Consider the following 14358-nt stretch of genomic DNA (forward strand, 5'->3'; position numbering starts at 1 on the left):
ATCATTAGTAAAATTAATATATCTTATATTTTTTATTACTCAATCTTATCAATCAGGAGGTTCCTATGGACATCAATCTTGAACTCTACAAAGTTTTTTATTATGTTGCCACTTCTTTAAGTTTTTCGGAGGCATCCCGTCAACTTTTTATTTCTCAGTCTGCCGTGAGCCAGTCGATCAAAACACTTGAAAAAAAACTGAATCACACACTTTTTATCCGAAGCACAAAAAAAGTCCTCCTCACACCGGAAGGAGAACTTCTTCTGCAGCATGTCAAACCGGCTTTGCAGATGCTCGTCGAGGGAGAATCCCTGCTTTCCGGTGACAATATGCTGAAGGGACAGCTCCGTATCGGTGCCAGTGACACGATCTGCCGTTATTATCTGATCAGTTACCTTCAGCAGTTTCATCAGGCATTCCCTGATGTCCGAATCAAAGTTACCAACAGCACTTCGATCGGCTGTGTGGAACTTCTGGAAAAAGGCCAGGTCGATCTGATCGTCTGCAATTTTCCGAATTCACGTCTCGGCAATCATATACAGATCCGTGTCTTAAAAGAATTTCAGGATATTTTTGTAGGAAATCCTGAATATTTTCCTTTAAATGACGTGCCCCGTGAGATGAATACTCTGCTTGAGTATCCGATTCTGATGCTGTCCGGCAAGAGTACGACCAGCGAATACCTTCATCAGGCGTTTGCCTCTCAGGGGTTAAACCTGCTGCCGGAAGTCGAACTCAACAGCAACGACCTTCTGATGGATCTCGCCCGCATCGGACTCGGCATTGCCTTTATTCCGGATTATATGCTCTCGCCCGATGATTCCCTAAAACCGATCTCACTTATCAGTGGCCTTTCCCCCAGACAGCTTGTACTTATCTACCATGACGGTCAGCCGCTTTCACAGGCAGCGGAAAGATTTCTTGAAATATTGTAACTTCCGGATGATTGCAGAATAATTTTTTATAATGTAAAAGGCCCGGCAGCCGACGGAGTTTATCTGAAATTCAGATTTTCTCCGCCTCTGTCGGGCATTTATTTACTCTGGCATTACTTCGACTGCCTTCGCGATATATTCGTTGTTGATCTGATCAAATGCTCCGCTGTCAGCCCTGGAAGCATAATCCATATCGATCGGCATCTTGCCTACAACCGGTACCTTCAGCTCTGCTGCAATCTCATCGATGTGACTTTCACCAAAGATCTTGATTGATTTACCACAGTCCGGACATTTTACATAGCTGTAGTTCTCAACAATTCCAAGCACCGGAATCTTCATCATTTCAGCCATGTTGTATGCTTTCTTTACGATCATCTTTACAAGATCCTGTGGGGAACTTACGATCACGATTCCGTCGATCGGAAGTGACTGAAATACTGTAAGCGGTACATCACCTGTTCCCGGAGGCATATCTACAAAGAGATAGTCAATCTTGTCCCATACAACATCGGTCCAGAACTGTTTGACCATGTTTGCAAGGACCGGTCCTCTCCAGATGACCGGAGTGTCTTCTGTAGGAAGAAGCAGGTTGATAGACATTACCTTAATACCGTTGGCAGTCTCCATCGGATAGATACCGTTGTCATCCGCCTGAGCCGCACCTGTAAGACCATACATCTTCGGGATGGACGGCCCGGTGATGTCTGCATCCAGAATACCTACTTTATAACCTTTTGCTGCCATTGCGTTTGCAAGGGAACCTGTCACGAAGGATTTACCTACGCCTCCCTTACCGCTGACAACACCGATCACATGTTTTATATCAGAAAAAATATTTGCCGGTGCAAGAAAATTCTGTGGCTCGCTCTTGCCTTTGCTTGCACATCCTTCGCAGCTTGATTTGCTGCATGAGCTGTTACTGCATTCTTTTGCCATTTTATTGTTACTCCTTTATTTCATAAATCTGTCGATTGCCCGTTCCAGTTCTTTGATTGCATCTCTGTCACCATGCTCCACTGCATCCACAATACAATGCTCAATATGATCCTGAAGGATGATCTTGCCGGTATTGTTGATTGCTGACTTCACAGCGGAAAGCTGGATCAGCACTTCCGAACAGTCCCTGCCGTCCTCTACCATCCGCTTAATAGACTCCAGATGTCCGATTGCTCTGGATAATCTGTTCAGAACTGCTTTCGTCTGTTCATGGCTGTGATGATGACCATGTGGACCGTGAGAATGCTCGATCACTGTCCCGTCCTCACGAACATGTACATGGGTTTCTTTTGTCTCACTCATGTTTTCTCCTTTTGCCTGATTTTCAGGCATTCCGGTATTTTATTGCGTAAATATTATTATACCATAAATACTAAATCTCTGTAAAGGAGCATCGTTGTTTTATCTGAGAAGTCACAATATCAAATACAATCGTACCGTCCGGCAGAACAGTCTTGTCATAACTCACATCTTTTCCCTGAAATTTGTGTCTGACATACTCTTCCGGATCTGCAATCTCTACCTCTTCGACAAACACATCTCGCATCTGATTTCTGGGACACTTATTAAAAATCTCCCAGATCACTTCATATTCTTTCATAGTTTTCCACTCTTTCCGGATTTCAGACATCCAGCATCCACTTTCCTTCGATTTCTTCTGCAAATTCATGTTCCACCAATGCAAGGCAGTCCTTTTCTTCCTGCAAAACCGCCCAGGAAAGGCCGCAGCTTGCCGAGATCTCGCGTGGTACCGGAATCAGTCTTCCGGGAATCTCATGTTCTTTGCAGAAACGCTCCACCGCGATTGCACCACTCGTATTAAAAAAGGTCAGAAGATATCTCGGTACTTTCTTTATCATGGTTTTACGACTTTGGATGCTTTCGCCATCGTTTCTACGATATCATACATATTGGTCACTTCGCCTACTTTGAGTTTCTCAGTCAGTCCGTAATAATTAAGACAGGTGCCGCAGGTCTTGATCGTCACGCCCTGTGCCTCCAGACTCTTTAAATCATCGAGCGAATCGGAGTCTTCTGTCGTAAGCGTCGCACCGCCATTATAAAACAGCATGGTTTTCGGAAGCTCATCAAGCTGTGTCACTGCAAAAAGGAATCCTTTCATCAGGACCTGACCGAGTTCATCATTGCCTCTTCCCATAGTCGCGGTATCCACAGCGATCACAAAATCACCCTTTACATCCGGAATGCAATTTATTTCTTCCGTTGTCTCGACTGAAGGCTTTCTGTCTTTTACACGAAGGGTCACATGAAATTCTCTGTCACTTGTTTTCTCTGCAAGAACCTCCGCTCCGGCATTTTTACCCATTCTTGTAAGATTCTGAACTGCAGTTTCATTATCTACAAGAACTGTAATCTCTGCATCTCCCTGCACACTGTCCAGAACCTTTTTTGTCTTTACAACCGGAATCGGGCACTGCTCGCCCATTGCATTTACTGTATATTTCTGTTCATCCATTTTATTACCTCCTGATGTCTGCTATTTTCTGAAATTAACCTCATTGTAGCAGACCTCTCTGACTTTTGCAACGCAGGTTACTGTTCACTCCGTTCACAGCAACTTGGTCAAAATCCATTCCAAATCACCTGCGGTGATGGGATTTTGCCCCGTATGTCTCGGGATTTTGCCATTGTTCATGGCAAAACACCTCGCGGAATACTACCTGTGAACAGTAACCAACGCAGGCTCCTTTTTAAAAATTTTGTCGAAAAGAATTGAACTTCTTCGAAGAATAGAGTATCATTATTATAATTTTATGAAAACGCTTAGAAATCAAAGGAGAGAAATCATGCAGCTTTTAAAGGACCGTATACTGAAAGATGGAATCGTAAAACCAGGAAATATTTTGAAGGTAGACAGTTTTTTGAATCATCAGATGGATATTACTCTCATCAACGAGATCGGCAAAGAGTTTAAAAGACGTTTCGCAGATTGTCCGATTACTAAAATCCTCACTATTGAGGCATCCGGCATCGGTATTGCCTGTATTACCGCACAATATTTTGATGTACCTGTCATTTTTGCAAAAAAAGCCCAGAGCCTGAATCTTGATGGTGAAATGTACTGTTCCAAAGTGGAATCTTTCACACATAAAAAAGTTTATGACGTTATCCTTTCCAAGAAGTTCCTCGGACCGGAAGACCATGTACTTTTGATCGATGACTTCCTTGCAAACGGATGTGCATTACTCGGACTCATCGATATTGTTAAAGAATCCGGTGCAACTCTTGAAGGTGCCGGCATTGTCATTGAGAAAGGTTTCCAGAACGGCGGGCAGAAAATCCGTGACATGGGTGTACGTCTGGAATCCCTCGCAATCGTAGATTCCATGACAGATGACTCCTTAACTTTCCGTGACTAATCTTAACTACGTAAAAGGAACCCCTGCTAGCTGACAGAGGTTCCTTTTTTGTTTGTCTTTTATATAATTCAATTATTTATTCTTTGTGGAACGTTTTAAAGTTATGCGTTCCTTTGGAGTTGGTGTCACCTTTTCCGTCGGTGTTGGAGTTGCAGTCTCCTCAGATTCTTCGGTAACCTCCGGAGTTATGGTTGCTTCCGGGCTTTCTGTTACCTCTGGCGTAGCAGTAACATCCGGTTCCTCAGTAATCTCCGGTGTCACAGTCGGCTCTGGTGTCGGTGTAGTTTCCGGTTTTACCTCATCTTCTGTATAATATCCGCTATCGATCAGAATCTCGTAATTATCTATATTGATAAGCTGTGGTTCGCACAGATAAGAAGCAATGATCTTTGTACCATTGTCATACTGTTCATAATCATTAACTTCCGGATCGTCTTCTCCATGCAGATATACATTTACCATATCTTCTGCCTGATCTGCCAGTACTCTGCGATCCATAAAGACGCTGCATGCAATTTCACTCTCTGCGATGTCCCTTACTGCATCCGCATCACATCCGACTCCTGTAATCATCGGCCAGTTTTCTCCCGGTGTCAGTCCGTTATTCTGAAGTGCATTCACCGCTCCTTCTGCCGCACCGTCAAAGCCTGTACAGATGATATCCGGTGCCTCTCCGTCCTGATAAGCTTCCTCCAGAATATCTTCTGCACGTGACTGTGCCTTGTCCATGCTCCATCTTAAGATACCGGTCTCTTCAAATGTAATCTGTCCGGATTTGCATACCAGTGTACCGTCATCCAGATACGGCTGCAGTTTTTCCATCAGTCCATTATAGAAAAACAGTGCCTGTGTATCATCCAGAGAGCCCATAAGAAACTCGATTGTCTTTGATTCTTTTGCCTCCTGAAGTTTCTCCAGTTCTTCCTTATCAATGATTTCCTGTCCGATCAGCTGTCCGATCTGACGTCCGCCAAAAGTCACATAATATTTTACTCCATCCGTATTCATAATCAGATCATCATATGCAATTACTGGAATTTCAGCCTCTTTTGCAGCTTTAAGTTCCTCACTTAAGCCATATGGATCTACCGGTGCGATCACCATTGCAGATACGCCTTCCTCTGTCATGTCACTGACCTGAGATGCCTGCTCATCTGCGTCATCCTGTGCATACATGATTACCGGCGCATAACCATCATCCGTAAACTTCGCCTCGAGTTCTTTGGCATCTCTGGTCCATTCATCTTCATTCGGAAGCAGAATCGCAATTTTCTCAGCGTCTGATGCGTCTGTTTCTTCCTCCTGTCCTTCCGCCTCTGTCGGCACCGATGTATCTGTGGCAGTCTCCTCTTTGACTGAAGAATCTTTATCAGAGGAAGTTGCTTTGTCTGAGGAATCTTGATCGGATTTTTTTTCTGTTTCAGTATCAGTCTCTACGTCTTCTCCTGCACCTTCTTTTTCGGTCTGCGCACTTTCACTGGCTGCCTCTGTTGCCTTGTTTTTGCCACAACCGGTGAACATGGTTCCGGTCAGCAATACTCCGAGTATGATACAAACTGCTCTTTTTTTCATGCTGATTTCCTTTCTGTCCTTTATACACCTTTGTACTCTTTTGCAAGAGTCTTGAGATAGTCACGGTATGCTGCTGCCGTCTTTTTGGGTTTCAGGATATGTACATCTTTCCCCATTGCCGTCAGCCAGCCAAAAAACTGCGGACCGCTGATCTGCGGTGCAGTAATCTGAATTTCATCATTTTCTTTTGCTTTGTATTCTGCCACTGTTCCAAAGAATGCCCGCATCTCTTTTTCTTTTGATTTCCGGCACACTAATTTCATTGGCTTCTCTGCTTCCTGAATTTCAGATTTACAAAAGCTCATAAAACCGGTCTCTGTTTCGCCAGAAGCTTTTGAATGGGCAGCTTTCGTCGTTTTATCTGCTGCCGGCTTTTCCTGAAGTGGCGGAACATTTCCATTTTTCAGATAATATCCGCCCGGTCTGCCTCTTTTGAACTCTATATCCAGCCCAAACTCTCGCAGGGCCTCCAGATCATCGTAAATACTTTTTCGTTCTGCTGTAATGTCATACTCTGCAAGTCTGTCAAGAATCTCCTGCATCGTCACGATCTGATCCCGGGATGTGCCTGCCAGAAGATGTTCAAGGATCAGTATTTTTGCTTTCTGATTGTGTGATTTTGCCATTTGTATCCCCTTATCTGTTTTGTATAAATCGATGAAAGATATAATCGTTTGCTTCTTTTTCCTGACGGTCATCAAGCCCTGTAAGTGTCGTCTGATCTCCATATTTGCGCTGAAGGGCTTTCAGGATCAGCCAGTCCGCAAGCTGTGGGTTCTTCGGCAGTAACGGTCCGTGAAGGTAAGTGCCTATTACATTTTTATAAACAACACCTTCATATCCGGTTCTGCCATCATTTCCCTTTCCATACAGGACTTTGCCCAGCGGCTTGTTGTCTTTAATGCAGGTCCTTCCGCCGTGATTCTCGAATCCCACTACCGGCATTTCAAAAAGATCGCTCTTCAGGACAATGTTGCTGATCAGACGGCCTTCTTCCTGTTCTGTATACATATCTACCAGACTCAGGCCATCGATCATACCCTGATCTGTCTTGTAGTAACTTCCAAGCAGCTGATATCCACCGCATATCGCAATAACAACGCCGTTATCCTCCACATATGCCTTAAAATCCTTCTGGATTTCTTTTAATTTCTCACAGACGATCATTTGCTCTCTGTCTGAACCACCGCCCAGAAGCACGATATCCAGTTTGGAAAAATCAATGGTATCGCCCATCTCAAATGCGATCGTCTCAGCTTCAATGCCGCGCCACTGGCATCTCTTCATCAGGCACTGGATGTTGCCTCTGTCACCATAAAGATTAAGAAGCTCCGGGTATAAATGTCCTATTGTTAATTTCATCAGTGTTCTCCCTCCAGCTTCTTAAGTATATTTCTTGTGCTGAAAAGTGCCGTATAGTTTACCAGAACATATAAGTTTCCAGTTCCGTCTGCTACCCGGTCACGGATTGCCTTCTCTACATCAGATTCCAGAATAGATGGAATATCCACATATTTCAATCGCAGGCGCATATCCTGACAGCGGATACCGCTGACGGTGATCGAACGAATACTTTCTTCTCCGAGGCGGTCAAAATCCACATCCCAGAGCCAGGAAATATCGATGCCGTCCTGTGCATTGTCGTTGATTGCAATGATCACGTCTTTCGGATTGGTATCCTGCATAACAGCAGAAATATTCTGGTTAAAACCAGCCGGATTCTTCGCAAGATTCAGAGTCACTCCTGCACCTTTGATGCGGAACTGCTCCATTCTGCCGTTCTCCGGATTAAAGTTTTTGAGCATATCCATAAAATGTTCTGATTTAAAACCTGCGGTGCGGATGCCTGCATAAGCTGCCAGAATATTATATACATTATAGAATCCACGATAATTTGCAACAATTCGATTTCCCTCTACAGAGAAACTGAGCTGATCGCTGACTTTTACATCTTCTGCATCATAATCCGGAACCGGTCGTTTAAAGCCGCATTTCGGACACTGATAATCTCCAAGTTGGCTGTAATGATAAAAGCTGTACTGCAGACGCTCTCCGCATTTCTTGCAAAAACGTCCTTCACGGATCTCATTTGTCTCATTTTTCATGACCGGACGGCTGATTCCATAATAAACGCATGGGTTGCCACTGTCCATTGCCATATATGCTGACAATGCATCATCACCGTTTACGATCAGTTTCATATCAGGGACGGTACGGATCATCTCTTCCAGAATATTCATCGTAATGTCGATCTCACCGTAACGGTCAAGCTGATCACGGAAAAGATTGGTCATCACCATGTAATTCGGTTTCATACGCGGAAAAATATGCCTGGTGGATGCTTCATCTACCTCGATACAGGCATAATCTGCATCAATATGACCGTTTAATCCTGCGCCAAGTGCAAACGCTGCAACAACACCGTTCAGCATATTGGAACCTGTATGATTGCAGACCACCTTCTGTCCCTCTGCTTCCAGAGCTGCACAGAGCATATTGTTTGTCGTTGTCTTACCATTCGTTCCACAGACTACGAATATACCCTTTCTGACTTCTTCTGACAACTCCGTAAGGATCTGCGGATATATCTTCAATGCAATCTTACCTGCCCATGTCACACCCTGACGTCCCATCATTTTGCAACCTGCACCTGCAGCTTTCGCTGCCCAGATTGCGAGTAGCTTTCTTATCTTCATCTTAATTAACCCTTTATTTTCTTCATACTGTTTTGTAACTGATTGTACGCTAAAATGCAGAAATTATCAACCTTAAGGATAAAGTTACAAAAAAAAGGCAGCTTTTTGATGCAAAAAAGGGATGCCTCCGCAGAGACATCCCTTTTAATCATCGCAAAGATTATACTAATTCAATAAGTACTTCCATTGCTGCATCACCTTTACGCGGTCCGATCTTAACGATTCTTGTGTAACCACCGTTACGGCCAGCATATTTCGGTGCGATTTCTTCGAACATTTTCTTTGTCATGTCGACATCTTTGGTATTTTTCTTTCTGCCGGCACCTTTTGCAGGTACTTCTTTAACAGAGTAGAAAACTTTAGCCATCTGACGACGAGCGTGCAGTCTGGACGGAGCATCTTTAGTGATTTCCTTCTGAACTTCATCGTATACGGTAACTTTCTTGCCGTCTACAACTTCTTTCACTCTCTTACCATCAGCATCTTTACGTGCAACTTTTGCAGTTACAGTAACTGTCTCAAAGTTGTCTTTTTCACGTACTGCCATAGCGATAAGACTTTCGGCGATCTTGCGAATTTCTTTTGCTTTTGCTTCAGTAGTAACAATTTTTCCGTGATACAGAAGATTTGTCACCTGGTTTCTTAACAGAGCTTTTCTCTGATCAGATGTTCTGCTTAATTTTCTATATTTTGCCATTTTATTTTCCTCCATCTGCGGGACATCAGAACATGCTTGTTCGGTCTTACTGTCCTGATGCTTAGGCATCCCCGCTACTATTAATCTAACGGTGGATTATTCTTCAGTTGGCTGAAGCTGTAATCCCAGTTCTTTCAGTTTTGCAAGTACTTCTTCCAGTGACTTACGACCAAGGTTACGAACCTTCATCATATCATCAGAAGTTTTGTTGCACAGTTCTTCAACAGTATTGATACCGGCTCTCTTCAGGCAGTTGTAAGAACGAACGGAAAGTTCAAGTTCATCAATGCTCATTTCGAGAACTTTTTCTTTTTCATTGTCTTCTTTTTCGATCATGACTTCTGCGGTCTTAGCGTTTTCGGAAAGATCAATGAAAAGACTGAGGTGTTCGCTCAGAACTTTTGCAGCAAGGCTGACAGCCTCATCCGGATCCAATGTTCCATTGGTATATACATCCAGTGTAAGTTTATCGAAATCAGTTACCTGACCAACACGGGTGTTCTCTACAACCATATTGACTCTGTCAACCGGTGTATAGATAGCATCAACTGCGAGCACACCGATTGGCATATCTTCAGATTTGCCTTTGTCAGCACTTACATAGCCACGTCCACGTGTAATTGTAAGTTCCATAGCCAGTCTGCAGTCTTTGCCACCGTTGAGGGTTGCAATGACCTGATCCGGATTCATGATTTCGATATCCTGATCTGCCTGAATATCAGCAGCAGTTACAACGCCCTTGCCTTCACACTCAATGTATGCAGTCTTCGGTTCATTGTCAGCGCTATTATTTTTGATGGCCAGGCTCTTAAGATTCATAATGATCTCAGAAACGTCTTCTTTTACGCCCGGAATAGAGCTGAATTCATGAAGAACGCCATCAATCTTAACTTGGCTAACTGCTGCTCCCGGGAGGGATGACAGCATAATTCTTCTGAGAGAATTACCAAGTGTAGTACCGTAACCTCTTTCGAGCGGCTCTACTACGAATCTGCCAAATTTTTTATCTTCGGATATTTCCGTAATTTCGATTTTTGGTTTATTAAAATCAAACACTATAAGTCCCTCCTTCTGGGTTTGTCAACATTTGAGGGTATTTAACGAGCTAGTATGCATTATTTGGAGTACAACTCGACGATAAGCATCTCGTTTACCGGAACATCAATTGCTTCTCTTCTTGGAAGTTCTTTTACAGTTCCGCTTAAAGCTTCCTGATTTACATCAAGCCATTCCGGAACAAGTCTTCCGCCTGTTACTTCCAGAATACCTTTGTATCTTTCAGAACCTTTGCATTTTTCTTTGATTTCAATTGTATCACCAGCTTTTACAAGGTAAGACGGAATGTTAACACATTTGCCGTTTACAAGTACATGCTTGTGATCAACGATCTGACGTGCTTCACGTCTTGTTCTTGCAAGACCCATACGGAATACAACGTTGTCAAGTCTGCTTTCAAGAAGAACCATAAGGTTTTCACCAGTCTGTCCCGGCATTCTGTCAGCTTTGTTGTAGTAGTTGTGGAAAGGTTTTTCCAGAACTCCGTAGATGAATTTTGCTTTCTGTTTTTCTCTTAACTGTAAACCGTACTCAGACATTTTTCTGTTTGCACGTTTTAACTGTCTTGTAGATTTTTTATCAATTCCTAAGTAAATCGGATCCAGGCCGAGGGATCTGCATCTTTTCAGAACAGGAACTCTATTTACTGCCATTTCAAGCTACCTCCTAAATTAGACTCTTCTGCGTTTTGGTGGACGGCATCCGTTATGCGGAACCGGTGTTACGTCACGGATACTTGTTACTTCAAGACCACATGCCTGAAGGGCACGGATTGCAGCTTCACGTCCGGAACCTGGTCCTTTAACCATAACATCAACAGTTTTTAAACCATGAATTAAAGCAGCTTTTGTTGCAGTCTCTGCTGCCATCTGTGCTGCATAAGGAGTAGATTTCCTTGAACCTCTAAATCCAAGACCACCAGCACTTGCCCATGAAAGAGCGTTTCCTTCGTTGTCTGTCAGAGTAACAATTGTATTGTTAAAAGAAGACTGGATATGTGCCTGTCCGTGTTCAACGTTTTTCTTTACACGACGTTTTGTAGTCGCTTTTCTGGTTGCTTTTGCCATTTTAAAACTAACCTACACTTTCCTTTGATTATAAATTAATAAGCTTCTTGTCTAAGGAAGTTCGATTCACTCAATTCAGCCTTCGTTATCACCCGGCTTCATTAAGTTTCTTCGAACAAAGTTCACACCAGCCTCAAGCTGCGATTATCAGCTTGCTTTCGCTAAGTGTTCTACTTTTTATTTTTTCTTATTAGCAACGGTTCTCTTAGGACCTTTGCGTGTTCTTGCGTTTGTTTTGGTCTTCTGGCCACGAACCGGAAGTCCTTTACGATGACGGATACCTCTGTAGCATCCGATTTCCTGCAGTCTCTTAATATTCAGAGCGATTTCACGACGAAGATCACCTTCTACCATCATTGTCTCATCAATGACAGCACTGATTTTCTTTACATCATCGTCTGTCAGGTCTCTGACACGAATGTCAGGATTTACACCTGCCTGAGCAAGGATTTTATCTGCGCTTGCTCTACCAATACCATAGATATAGGTAAGGCCGATTTCGATACGTTTTTCTCTTGGTAAGTCTACACCAGCTATACGAGCCATGTACTGTTTCCTCCATTTTCTTTTTGAAAGTATTCTGAACGGTACCACTTGCAGTCTCGCAAGGTGAAATGGGGCACTTCTTCAAAACCTTTCTGATTTTCTAGTTTCCTAATTGGGGTGCCTCGGTAAAACACCCAGTCGTCTTTGGCGAAAGAACGACCTTTCCGAAATTGTGTCCTCACGGACGCTGTTGCCTCTCGGTATTAGGCAATACATGCTTCTTTAATAAGATATTAAAACAGTTCGAACAACCCTTCCGGGTGTATCAAACTGCAGCCGCACGTTTCACAAACTGTCGGATTAACCCTGACGCTGTTTGTGTTTTGGATTTTCACAGATTACTCTGATAGATCCTTTTCTTTTGATGATCTTGCATTTTTCGCAGATCGGCTTTACAGATGATCTTACTTTCACTGGAAATCCTCCTTTTCCGTAATATAGGCTTGAATCTGCAGTTCATACACGCCTCAGCGCGTACATATGATATATTAACATTCGAAATTACAAATTGCAAGTATTATTTTACATTTTCTTTAATTTTTTTATTTCAGTTTTTCTTTAATTCTTTTCCATTCAGCCTCACTTCCACCAGCTTCTCTCCCTTATAAGACAGTTTCAGAGAAAAGAAAGGCTCTTCATCTTTAAGAAGCTTCAGAAAAATCTTATCACCCTCCCACAGACTCAGATCCATAAGATGCGATTTCGGAACCCACTCCATAATGCCTTCCTCACAGTCATGAAATTCTCCTTCAAACTCATCCGCAGTGTAGAGACACATATATTCTGTCCCGAAACCTTCCTGTGAAAATGTAACGATCCCACGAAATCTCCACGAAAGAAGTGTAAGCCCTGTCTCTTCCTTCACTTCCCGAAGAAGACAGTCCTCCGGACTCTCTCCCGTCTCGAAATGTCCCCCGACACCGATCCACTTGCCCGCATTCACATCATGCTTCTTTTTGATCCGGTGCATCATCAGATACGAATCATTTCTTTCTATATAACAAAGCGTTGTCATCGGACTTCGCATGAAAATTCCCCTTTCCTTCCGGCTCAACCTGCATATATCAGTAACCCAGAATACAGCCTATAGTCAACACCCTTCATGCTACCACAACCCAGAACTTCTCTTATTATTTCTTAATAAACAAAGCGGACAAGTCCGCTTCAAACTCCCTGAATCTCTTAATCTTTGAGGGACTTGTTACGCTTTGCGCGCCAGATGCAGTCTGCTTCAGCAGACATGTTCCTCATGCATCTGGTCGCATCCTCGCGGAGCGTTTTTATGTAATAGGAACATTACGGAGTAATTTCCTATTACACGAAAAAACTCCCCCTGCACAGGATGTGGCCAACAGGGGGAGTGTGAGGGGGACAGCGGCCTTCGTAACTCTGAGCCTGTCCCCCTCACGGTCTTACTTATCTCTCCAGATAATCCTTCCCTTGGAAAGGTCATATGGAGAAAGTTCAATTGTTACTTTATCTCCAGGAAGAATACGGATAAAGTTCATACGCAGCTTTCCGCTGATATGTGCCAGCACTACATGCTTGTTTTCAAGTTCAACTTTGAACATCGCATTAGGCAGCTTCTCTAATACAGTACCTTCCACTTCAATTACGTCTGCTTTTGACATTATAAACCTCCTGTGTCACCTGTCATTTTGTAAGAGTCAGAATTTCCGGTTCTCCATCCGTGATCAGAATGGTATTTTCATAATGTGCAGAAAGAGATCCGTCCATTGTTACAACTGTCCACTCATCATCCTCCCACGCAACATCTGCGCGTCCCAGATTGATCATTGGTTCAATTGCAAGTGTCATACCCGGCATCAGTTTGATGCCTCTTCGCTTCTGCGGGAAGTTCGGTATCTGCGGATCTTCATGGAGATGAGTTCCGATTCCATGACCAACCAGGTCACGAACGATACCATAGTTGAATTTCGCTGCATAAGCACCGATTGCCTTGGAAATATCATTCAGATGATTTCCTGCTTTTGCAAATTTTATACCCTCAAAGAAGCTCTGCTTTGTCACTTCCATGAGCTGTCTTGCTTCCGGTGAAACCTCACCTACTGCATAAGTACGGGCAGCATCTGAATGGTAACCCTTGTAGATCAGTCCGGCATCGATCTTGACAAGATCGCCTTCCTGAATGATTTTGTGTCTGGACGGGATCCCATGTACTACTTCATCATTCAGACTGATACAGAATGATGCTGGAAAGCCCTGATAATTTTTAAAGTTCGGAATACAACCCATGGAACGGATCATATCCTCACCGATGCGATCCAGTTCTTTTGTGCTGATTCCCGGCTTAATGTGAGAAGCCAGTTCATCATGAACCTGTTCCAGTAAATGACCGGCATGTCTCATAAGCTCAATTTCATGTTCTGACTTAATTGAAACTGACAT

The 14358-nt window shown here is 43.3% G+C and carries 20 protein-coding genes; 2 read left to right on the forward strand and 18 right to left on the reverse strand.

Going from position 1 to position 14358, the window contains the following annotated elements; all coding sequences use genetic code 11:
- The first annotated feature begins 65 nt into the window (after positions 1 to 65).
- Positions 66 to 935 carry a LysR family transcriptional regulator gene (locus DWW86_RS09355; protein ID WP_117942931.1) on the forward strand — a complete coding sequence of 290 codons (870 nt, stop codon included), beginning with the start codon at positions 66 to 68 and terminating at the stop codon, positions 933 to 935.
- A gap of 102 nt (positions 936 to 1037) precedes the next feature.
- Here the strand turns inward: DWW86_RS09355 and DWW86_RS09360 are convergent, their stop codons facing one another.
- The 5 genes from DWW86_RS09360 to yedF all read right to left on the reverse strand — a co-directional run bounded on the left by DWW86_RS09360 (position 1038) and on the right by yedF (position 3411).
- On the reverse strand, positions 1038 to 1874 hold the full coding sequence (locus DWW86_RS09360) for an Mrp/NBP35 family ATP-binding protein (protein WP_117942932.1): 837 nt from the start codon (positions 1872 to 1874) through the stop codon (positions 1038 to 1040).
- Positions 1875 to 1889: 15 nt separating this feature from the next.
- Positions 1890 to 2237 (reverse strand): metal-sensing transcriptional repressor, encoded by a 348-nt coding sequence (locus DWW86_RS09365; protein WP_015542282.1) that lies wholly within the window; start codon positions 2235 to 2237, stop codon positions 1890 to 1892.
- Positions 2238 to 2307: 70 nt separating this feature from the next.
- Positions 2308 to 2535, reverse strand: a complete 228-nt coding sequence (locus DWW86_RS09370) for a hypothetical protein (RefSeq protein ID WP_072523365.1) — start codon at positions 2533 to 2535, stop codon at positions 2308 to 2310.
- A 22-nt stretch (positions 2536 to 2557) separates the two neighbouring features.
- Positions 2558 to 2794, reverse strand: coding sequence for a putative Se/S carrier protein (locus DWW86_RS09375; protein ID WP_072521728.1), 237 nt, complete (start codon positions 2792 to 2794; stop codon positions 2558 to 2560).
- Positions 2791 to 3411, reverse strand: coding sequence for a sulfurtransferase-like selenium metabolism protein YedF (gene yedF / locus DWW86_RS09380; protein ID WP_072521729.1), 621 nt, complete (start codon positions 3409 to 3411; stop codon positions 2791 to 2793). Before yedF ends, DWW86_RS09375 begins: the two co-directional genes overlap by 4 nt.
- Positions 3412 to 3742: 331 nt before the next feature.
- Here yedF and DWW86_RS09385 point away from each other — a divergent pair, with 331 nt between their 5' ends.
- Positions 3743 to 4315 (forward strand): xanthine phosphoribosyltransferase, encoded by a 573-nt coding sequence (locus DWW86_RS09385; RefSeq protein WP_072521730.1) that lies wholly within the window; start codon positions 3743 to 3745, stop codon positions 4313 to 4315.
- Between the two features lie 72 nt (positions 4316 to 4387).
- On the opposite strand, the gene DWW86_RS09390 is transcribed toward DWW86_RS09385, so the two are convergent.
- The 13 genes from DWW86_RS09390 to map form a co-directional block, all read right to left on the reverse strand.
- Positions 4388 to 5887, reverse strand: a complete 1500-nt coding sequence (locus DWW86_RS09390) for a substrate-binding domain-containing protein (protein WP_072521731.1) — start codon at positions 5885 to 5887, stop codon at positions 4388 to 4390.
- 20 nt (positions 5888 to 5907) lie between these two features.
- Entirely contained in the window at positions 5908 to 6513 is a 606-nt protein-coding gene (locus DWW86_RS09395) for a hypothetical protein (protein WP_072521732.1), read from the reverse strand.
- A gap of 10 nt (positions 6514 to 6523) precedes the next feature.
- Positions 6524 to 7249 (reverse strand): type 1 glutamine amidotransferase, encoded by a 726-nt coding sequence (locus DWW86_RS09400; protein WP_072521733.1) that lies wholly within the window; start codon positions 7247 to 7249, stop codon positions 6524 to 6526.
- On the reverse strand, positions 7249 to 8583 hold the full coding sequence (locus DWW86_RS09405) for a MurT ligase domain-containing protein (RefSeq protein ID WP_072521734.1): 1335 nt from the start codon (positions 8581 to 8583) through the stop codon (positions 7249 to 7251). Before DWW86_RS09405 ends, DWW86_RS09400 begins: the two co-directional genes overlap by 1 nt.
- Positions 8584 to 8743: 160 nt before the next feature.
- Positions 8744 to 9280: a bL17 family ribosomal protein gene (locus DWW86_RS09410; protein ID WP_072521735.1), complete on the reverse strand. Its 537-nt coding sequence runs from the start codon at positions 9278 to 9280 to the stop codon at positions 8744 to 8746.
- 96 nt (positions 9281 to 9376) lie between these two features.
- Positions 9377 to 10336, reverse strand: coding sequence for a DNA-directed RNA polymerase subunit alpha (locus DWW86_RS09415; RefSeq protein WP_072521736.1), 960 nt, complete (start codon positions 10334 to 10336; stop codon positions 9377 to 9379).
- Between the two features lie 59 nt (positions 10337 to 10395).
- A complete protein-coding gene (gene rpsD, locus DWW86_RS09420) occupies positions 10396 to 10989 on the reverse strand; it encodes a 30S ribosomal protein S4 (RefSeq protein ID WP_072521737.1) in 594 nt (197 codons plus the stop codon).
- 18 nt (positions 10990 to 11007) lie between these two features.
- Complete coding sequence (gene rpsK / locus DWW86_RS09425) at positions 11008 to 11403, reverse strand: 30S ribosomal protein S11 (RefSeq protein WP_072521738.1); 396 nt, start codon at positions 11401 to 11403, stop codon at positions 11008 to 11010.
- A 177-nt stretch (positions 11404 to 11580) separates the two neighbouring features.
- Positions 11581 to 11949, reverse strand: a complete 369-nt coding sequence (gene rpsM / locus DWW86_RS09430) for a 30S ribosomal protein S13 (protein WP_015542265.1) — start codon at positions 11947 to 11949, stop codon at positions 11581 to 11583.
- 300 nt (positions 11950 to 12249) lie between these two features.
- Positions 12250 to 12363, reverse strand: a complete 114-nt coding sequence (gene rpmJ / locus DWW86_RS09435) for a 50S ribosomal protein L36 (protein ID WP_003497809.1) — start codon at positions 12361 to 12363, stop codon at positions 12250 to 12252.
- Between the two features lie 133 nt (positions 12364 to 12496).
- The gene (locus tag DWW86_RS09440; protein WP_072521739.1) at positions 12497 to 12976 is read right to left on the reverse strand and encodes an NUDIX hydrolase; all 480 of its coding nucleotides are present in this window, start codon (positions 12974 to 12976) and stop codon (positions 12497 to 12499) included.
- Between the two features lie 385 nt (positions 12977 to 13361).
- Positions 13362 to 13580, reverse strand: a complete 219-nt coding sequence (infA, locus tag DWW86_RS09445) for a translation initiation factor IF-1 (protein WP_005428560.1) — start codon at positions 13578 to 13580, stop codon at positions 13362 to 13364.
- A gap of 22 nt (positions 13581 to 13602) precedes the next feature.
- Positions 13603 to 14358: a type I methionyl aminopeptidase gene (gene map, locus DWW86_RS09450; RefSeq protein WP_072521740.1), complete on the reverse strand. Its 756-nt coding sequence runs from the start codon at positions 14356 to 14358 to the stop codon at positions 13603 to 13605.

It is taken from the genome of Ruminococcus sp. AF17-22AC, from assembly GCF_003460065.1.
Lineage (GTDB): Bacteria > Bacillota > Clostridia > Lachnospirales > Lachnospiraceae > Blautia_A.

Bases quoted from the DNA above. Each gene is read 5' to 3' on its own strand.
- DWW86_RS09355 (WP_117942931.1), top strand. From the start codon at position 66: ATGGACATCAATCTTGAACTCTACAAAGTTTTTTATTATGTTGCCACT.
- DWW86_RS09360 (WP_117942932.1), bottom strand. From the start codon at position 1,874: ATGGCAAAAGAATGCAGTAACAGCTCATGCAGCAAATCAAGCTGCGAA.
- DWW86_RS09365 (WP_015542282.1), bottom strand. From the start codon at position 2,237: ATGAGTGAGACAAAAGAAACCCATGTACATGTTCGTGAGGACGGGACA.
- DWW86_RS09370 (WP_072523365.1), bottom strand. From the start codon at position 2,535: ATGAAAGAATATGAAGTGATCTGGGAGATTTTTAATAAGTGTCCCAGA.
- DWW86_RS09375 (WP_072521728.1), bottom strand. From the start codon at position 2,794: ATGATAAAGAAAGTACCGAGATATCTTCTGACCTTTTTTAATACGAGT.
- yedF (WP_072521729.1), bottom strand. From the start codon at position 3,411: ATGGATGAACAGAAATATACAGTAAATGCAATGGGCGAGCAGTGCCCG.
- DWW86_RS09385 (WP_072521730.1), top strand. From the start codon at position 3,743: ATGCAGCTTTTAAAGGACCGTATACTGAAAGATGGAATCGTAAAACCA.
- DWW86_RS09390 (WP_072521731.1), bottom strand. From the start codon at position 5,887: ATGAAAAAAAGAGCAGTTTGTATCATACTCGGAGTATTGCTGACCGGA.
- DWW86_RS09395 (WP_072521732.1), bottom strand. From the start codon at position 6,513: ATGGCAAAATCACACAATCAGAAAGCAAAAATACTGATCCTTGAACAT.
- DWW86_RS09400 (WP_072521733.1), bottom strand. From the start codon at position 7,249: ATGAAATTAACAATAGGACATTTATACCCGGAGCTTCTTAATCTTTAT.
- DWW86_RS09405 (WP_072521734.1), bottom strand. From the start codon at position 8,583: ATGAAGATAAGAAAGCTACTCGCAATCTGGGCAGCGAAAGCTGCAGGT.
- DWW86_RS09410 (WP_072521735.1), bottom strand. From the start codon at position 9,280: ATGGCAAAATATAGAAAATTAAGCAGAACATCTGATCAGAGAAAAGCT.
- rpsD (WP_072521737.1), bottom strand. From the start codon at position 10,989: ATGGCAGTAAATAGAGTTCCTGTTCTGAAAAGATGCAGATCCCTCGGC.
- rpsK (WP_072521738.1), bottom strand. From the start codon at position 11,403: ATGGCAAAAGCAACCAGAAAAGCGACTACAAAACGTCGTGTAAAGAAA.
- rpsM (WP_015542265.1), bottom strand. From the start codon at position 11,949: ATGGCTCGTATAGCTGGTGTAGACTTACCAAGAGAAAAACGTATCGAA.
- DWW86_RS09440 (WP_072521739.1), bottom strand. From the start codon at position 12,976: ATGCGAAGTCCGATGACAACGCTTTGTTATATAGAAAGAAATGATTCG.
- infA (WP_005428560.1), bottom strand. From the start codon at position 13,580: ATGTCAAAAGCAGACGTAATTGAAGTGGAAGGTACTGTATTAGAGAAG.
- map (WP_072521740.1), bottom strand. From the start codon at position 14,358: ATGTCAGTTTCAATTAAGTCAGAACATGAAATTGAGCTTATGAGACAT.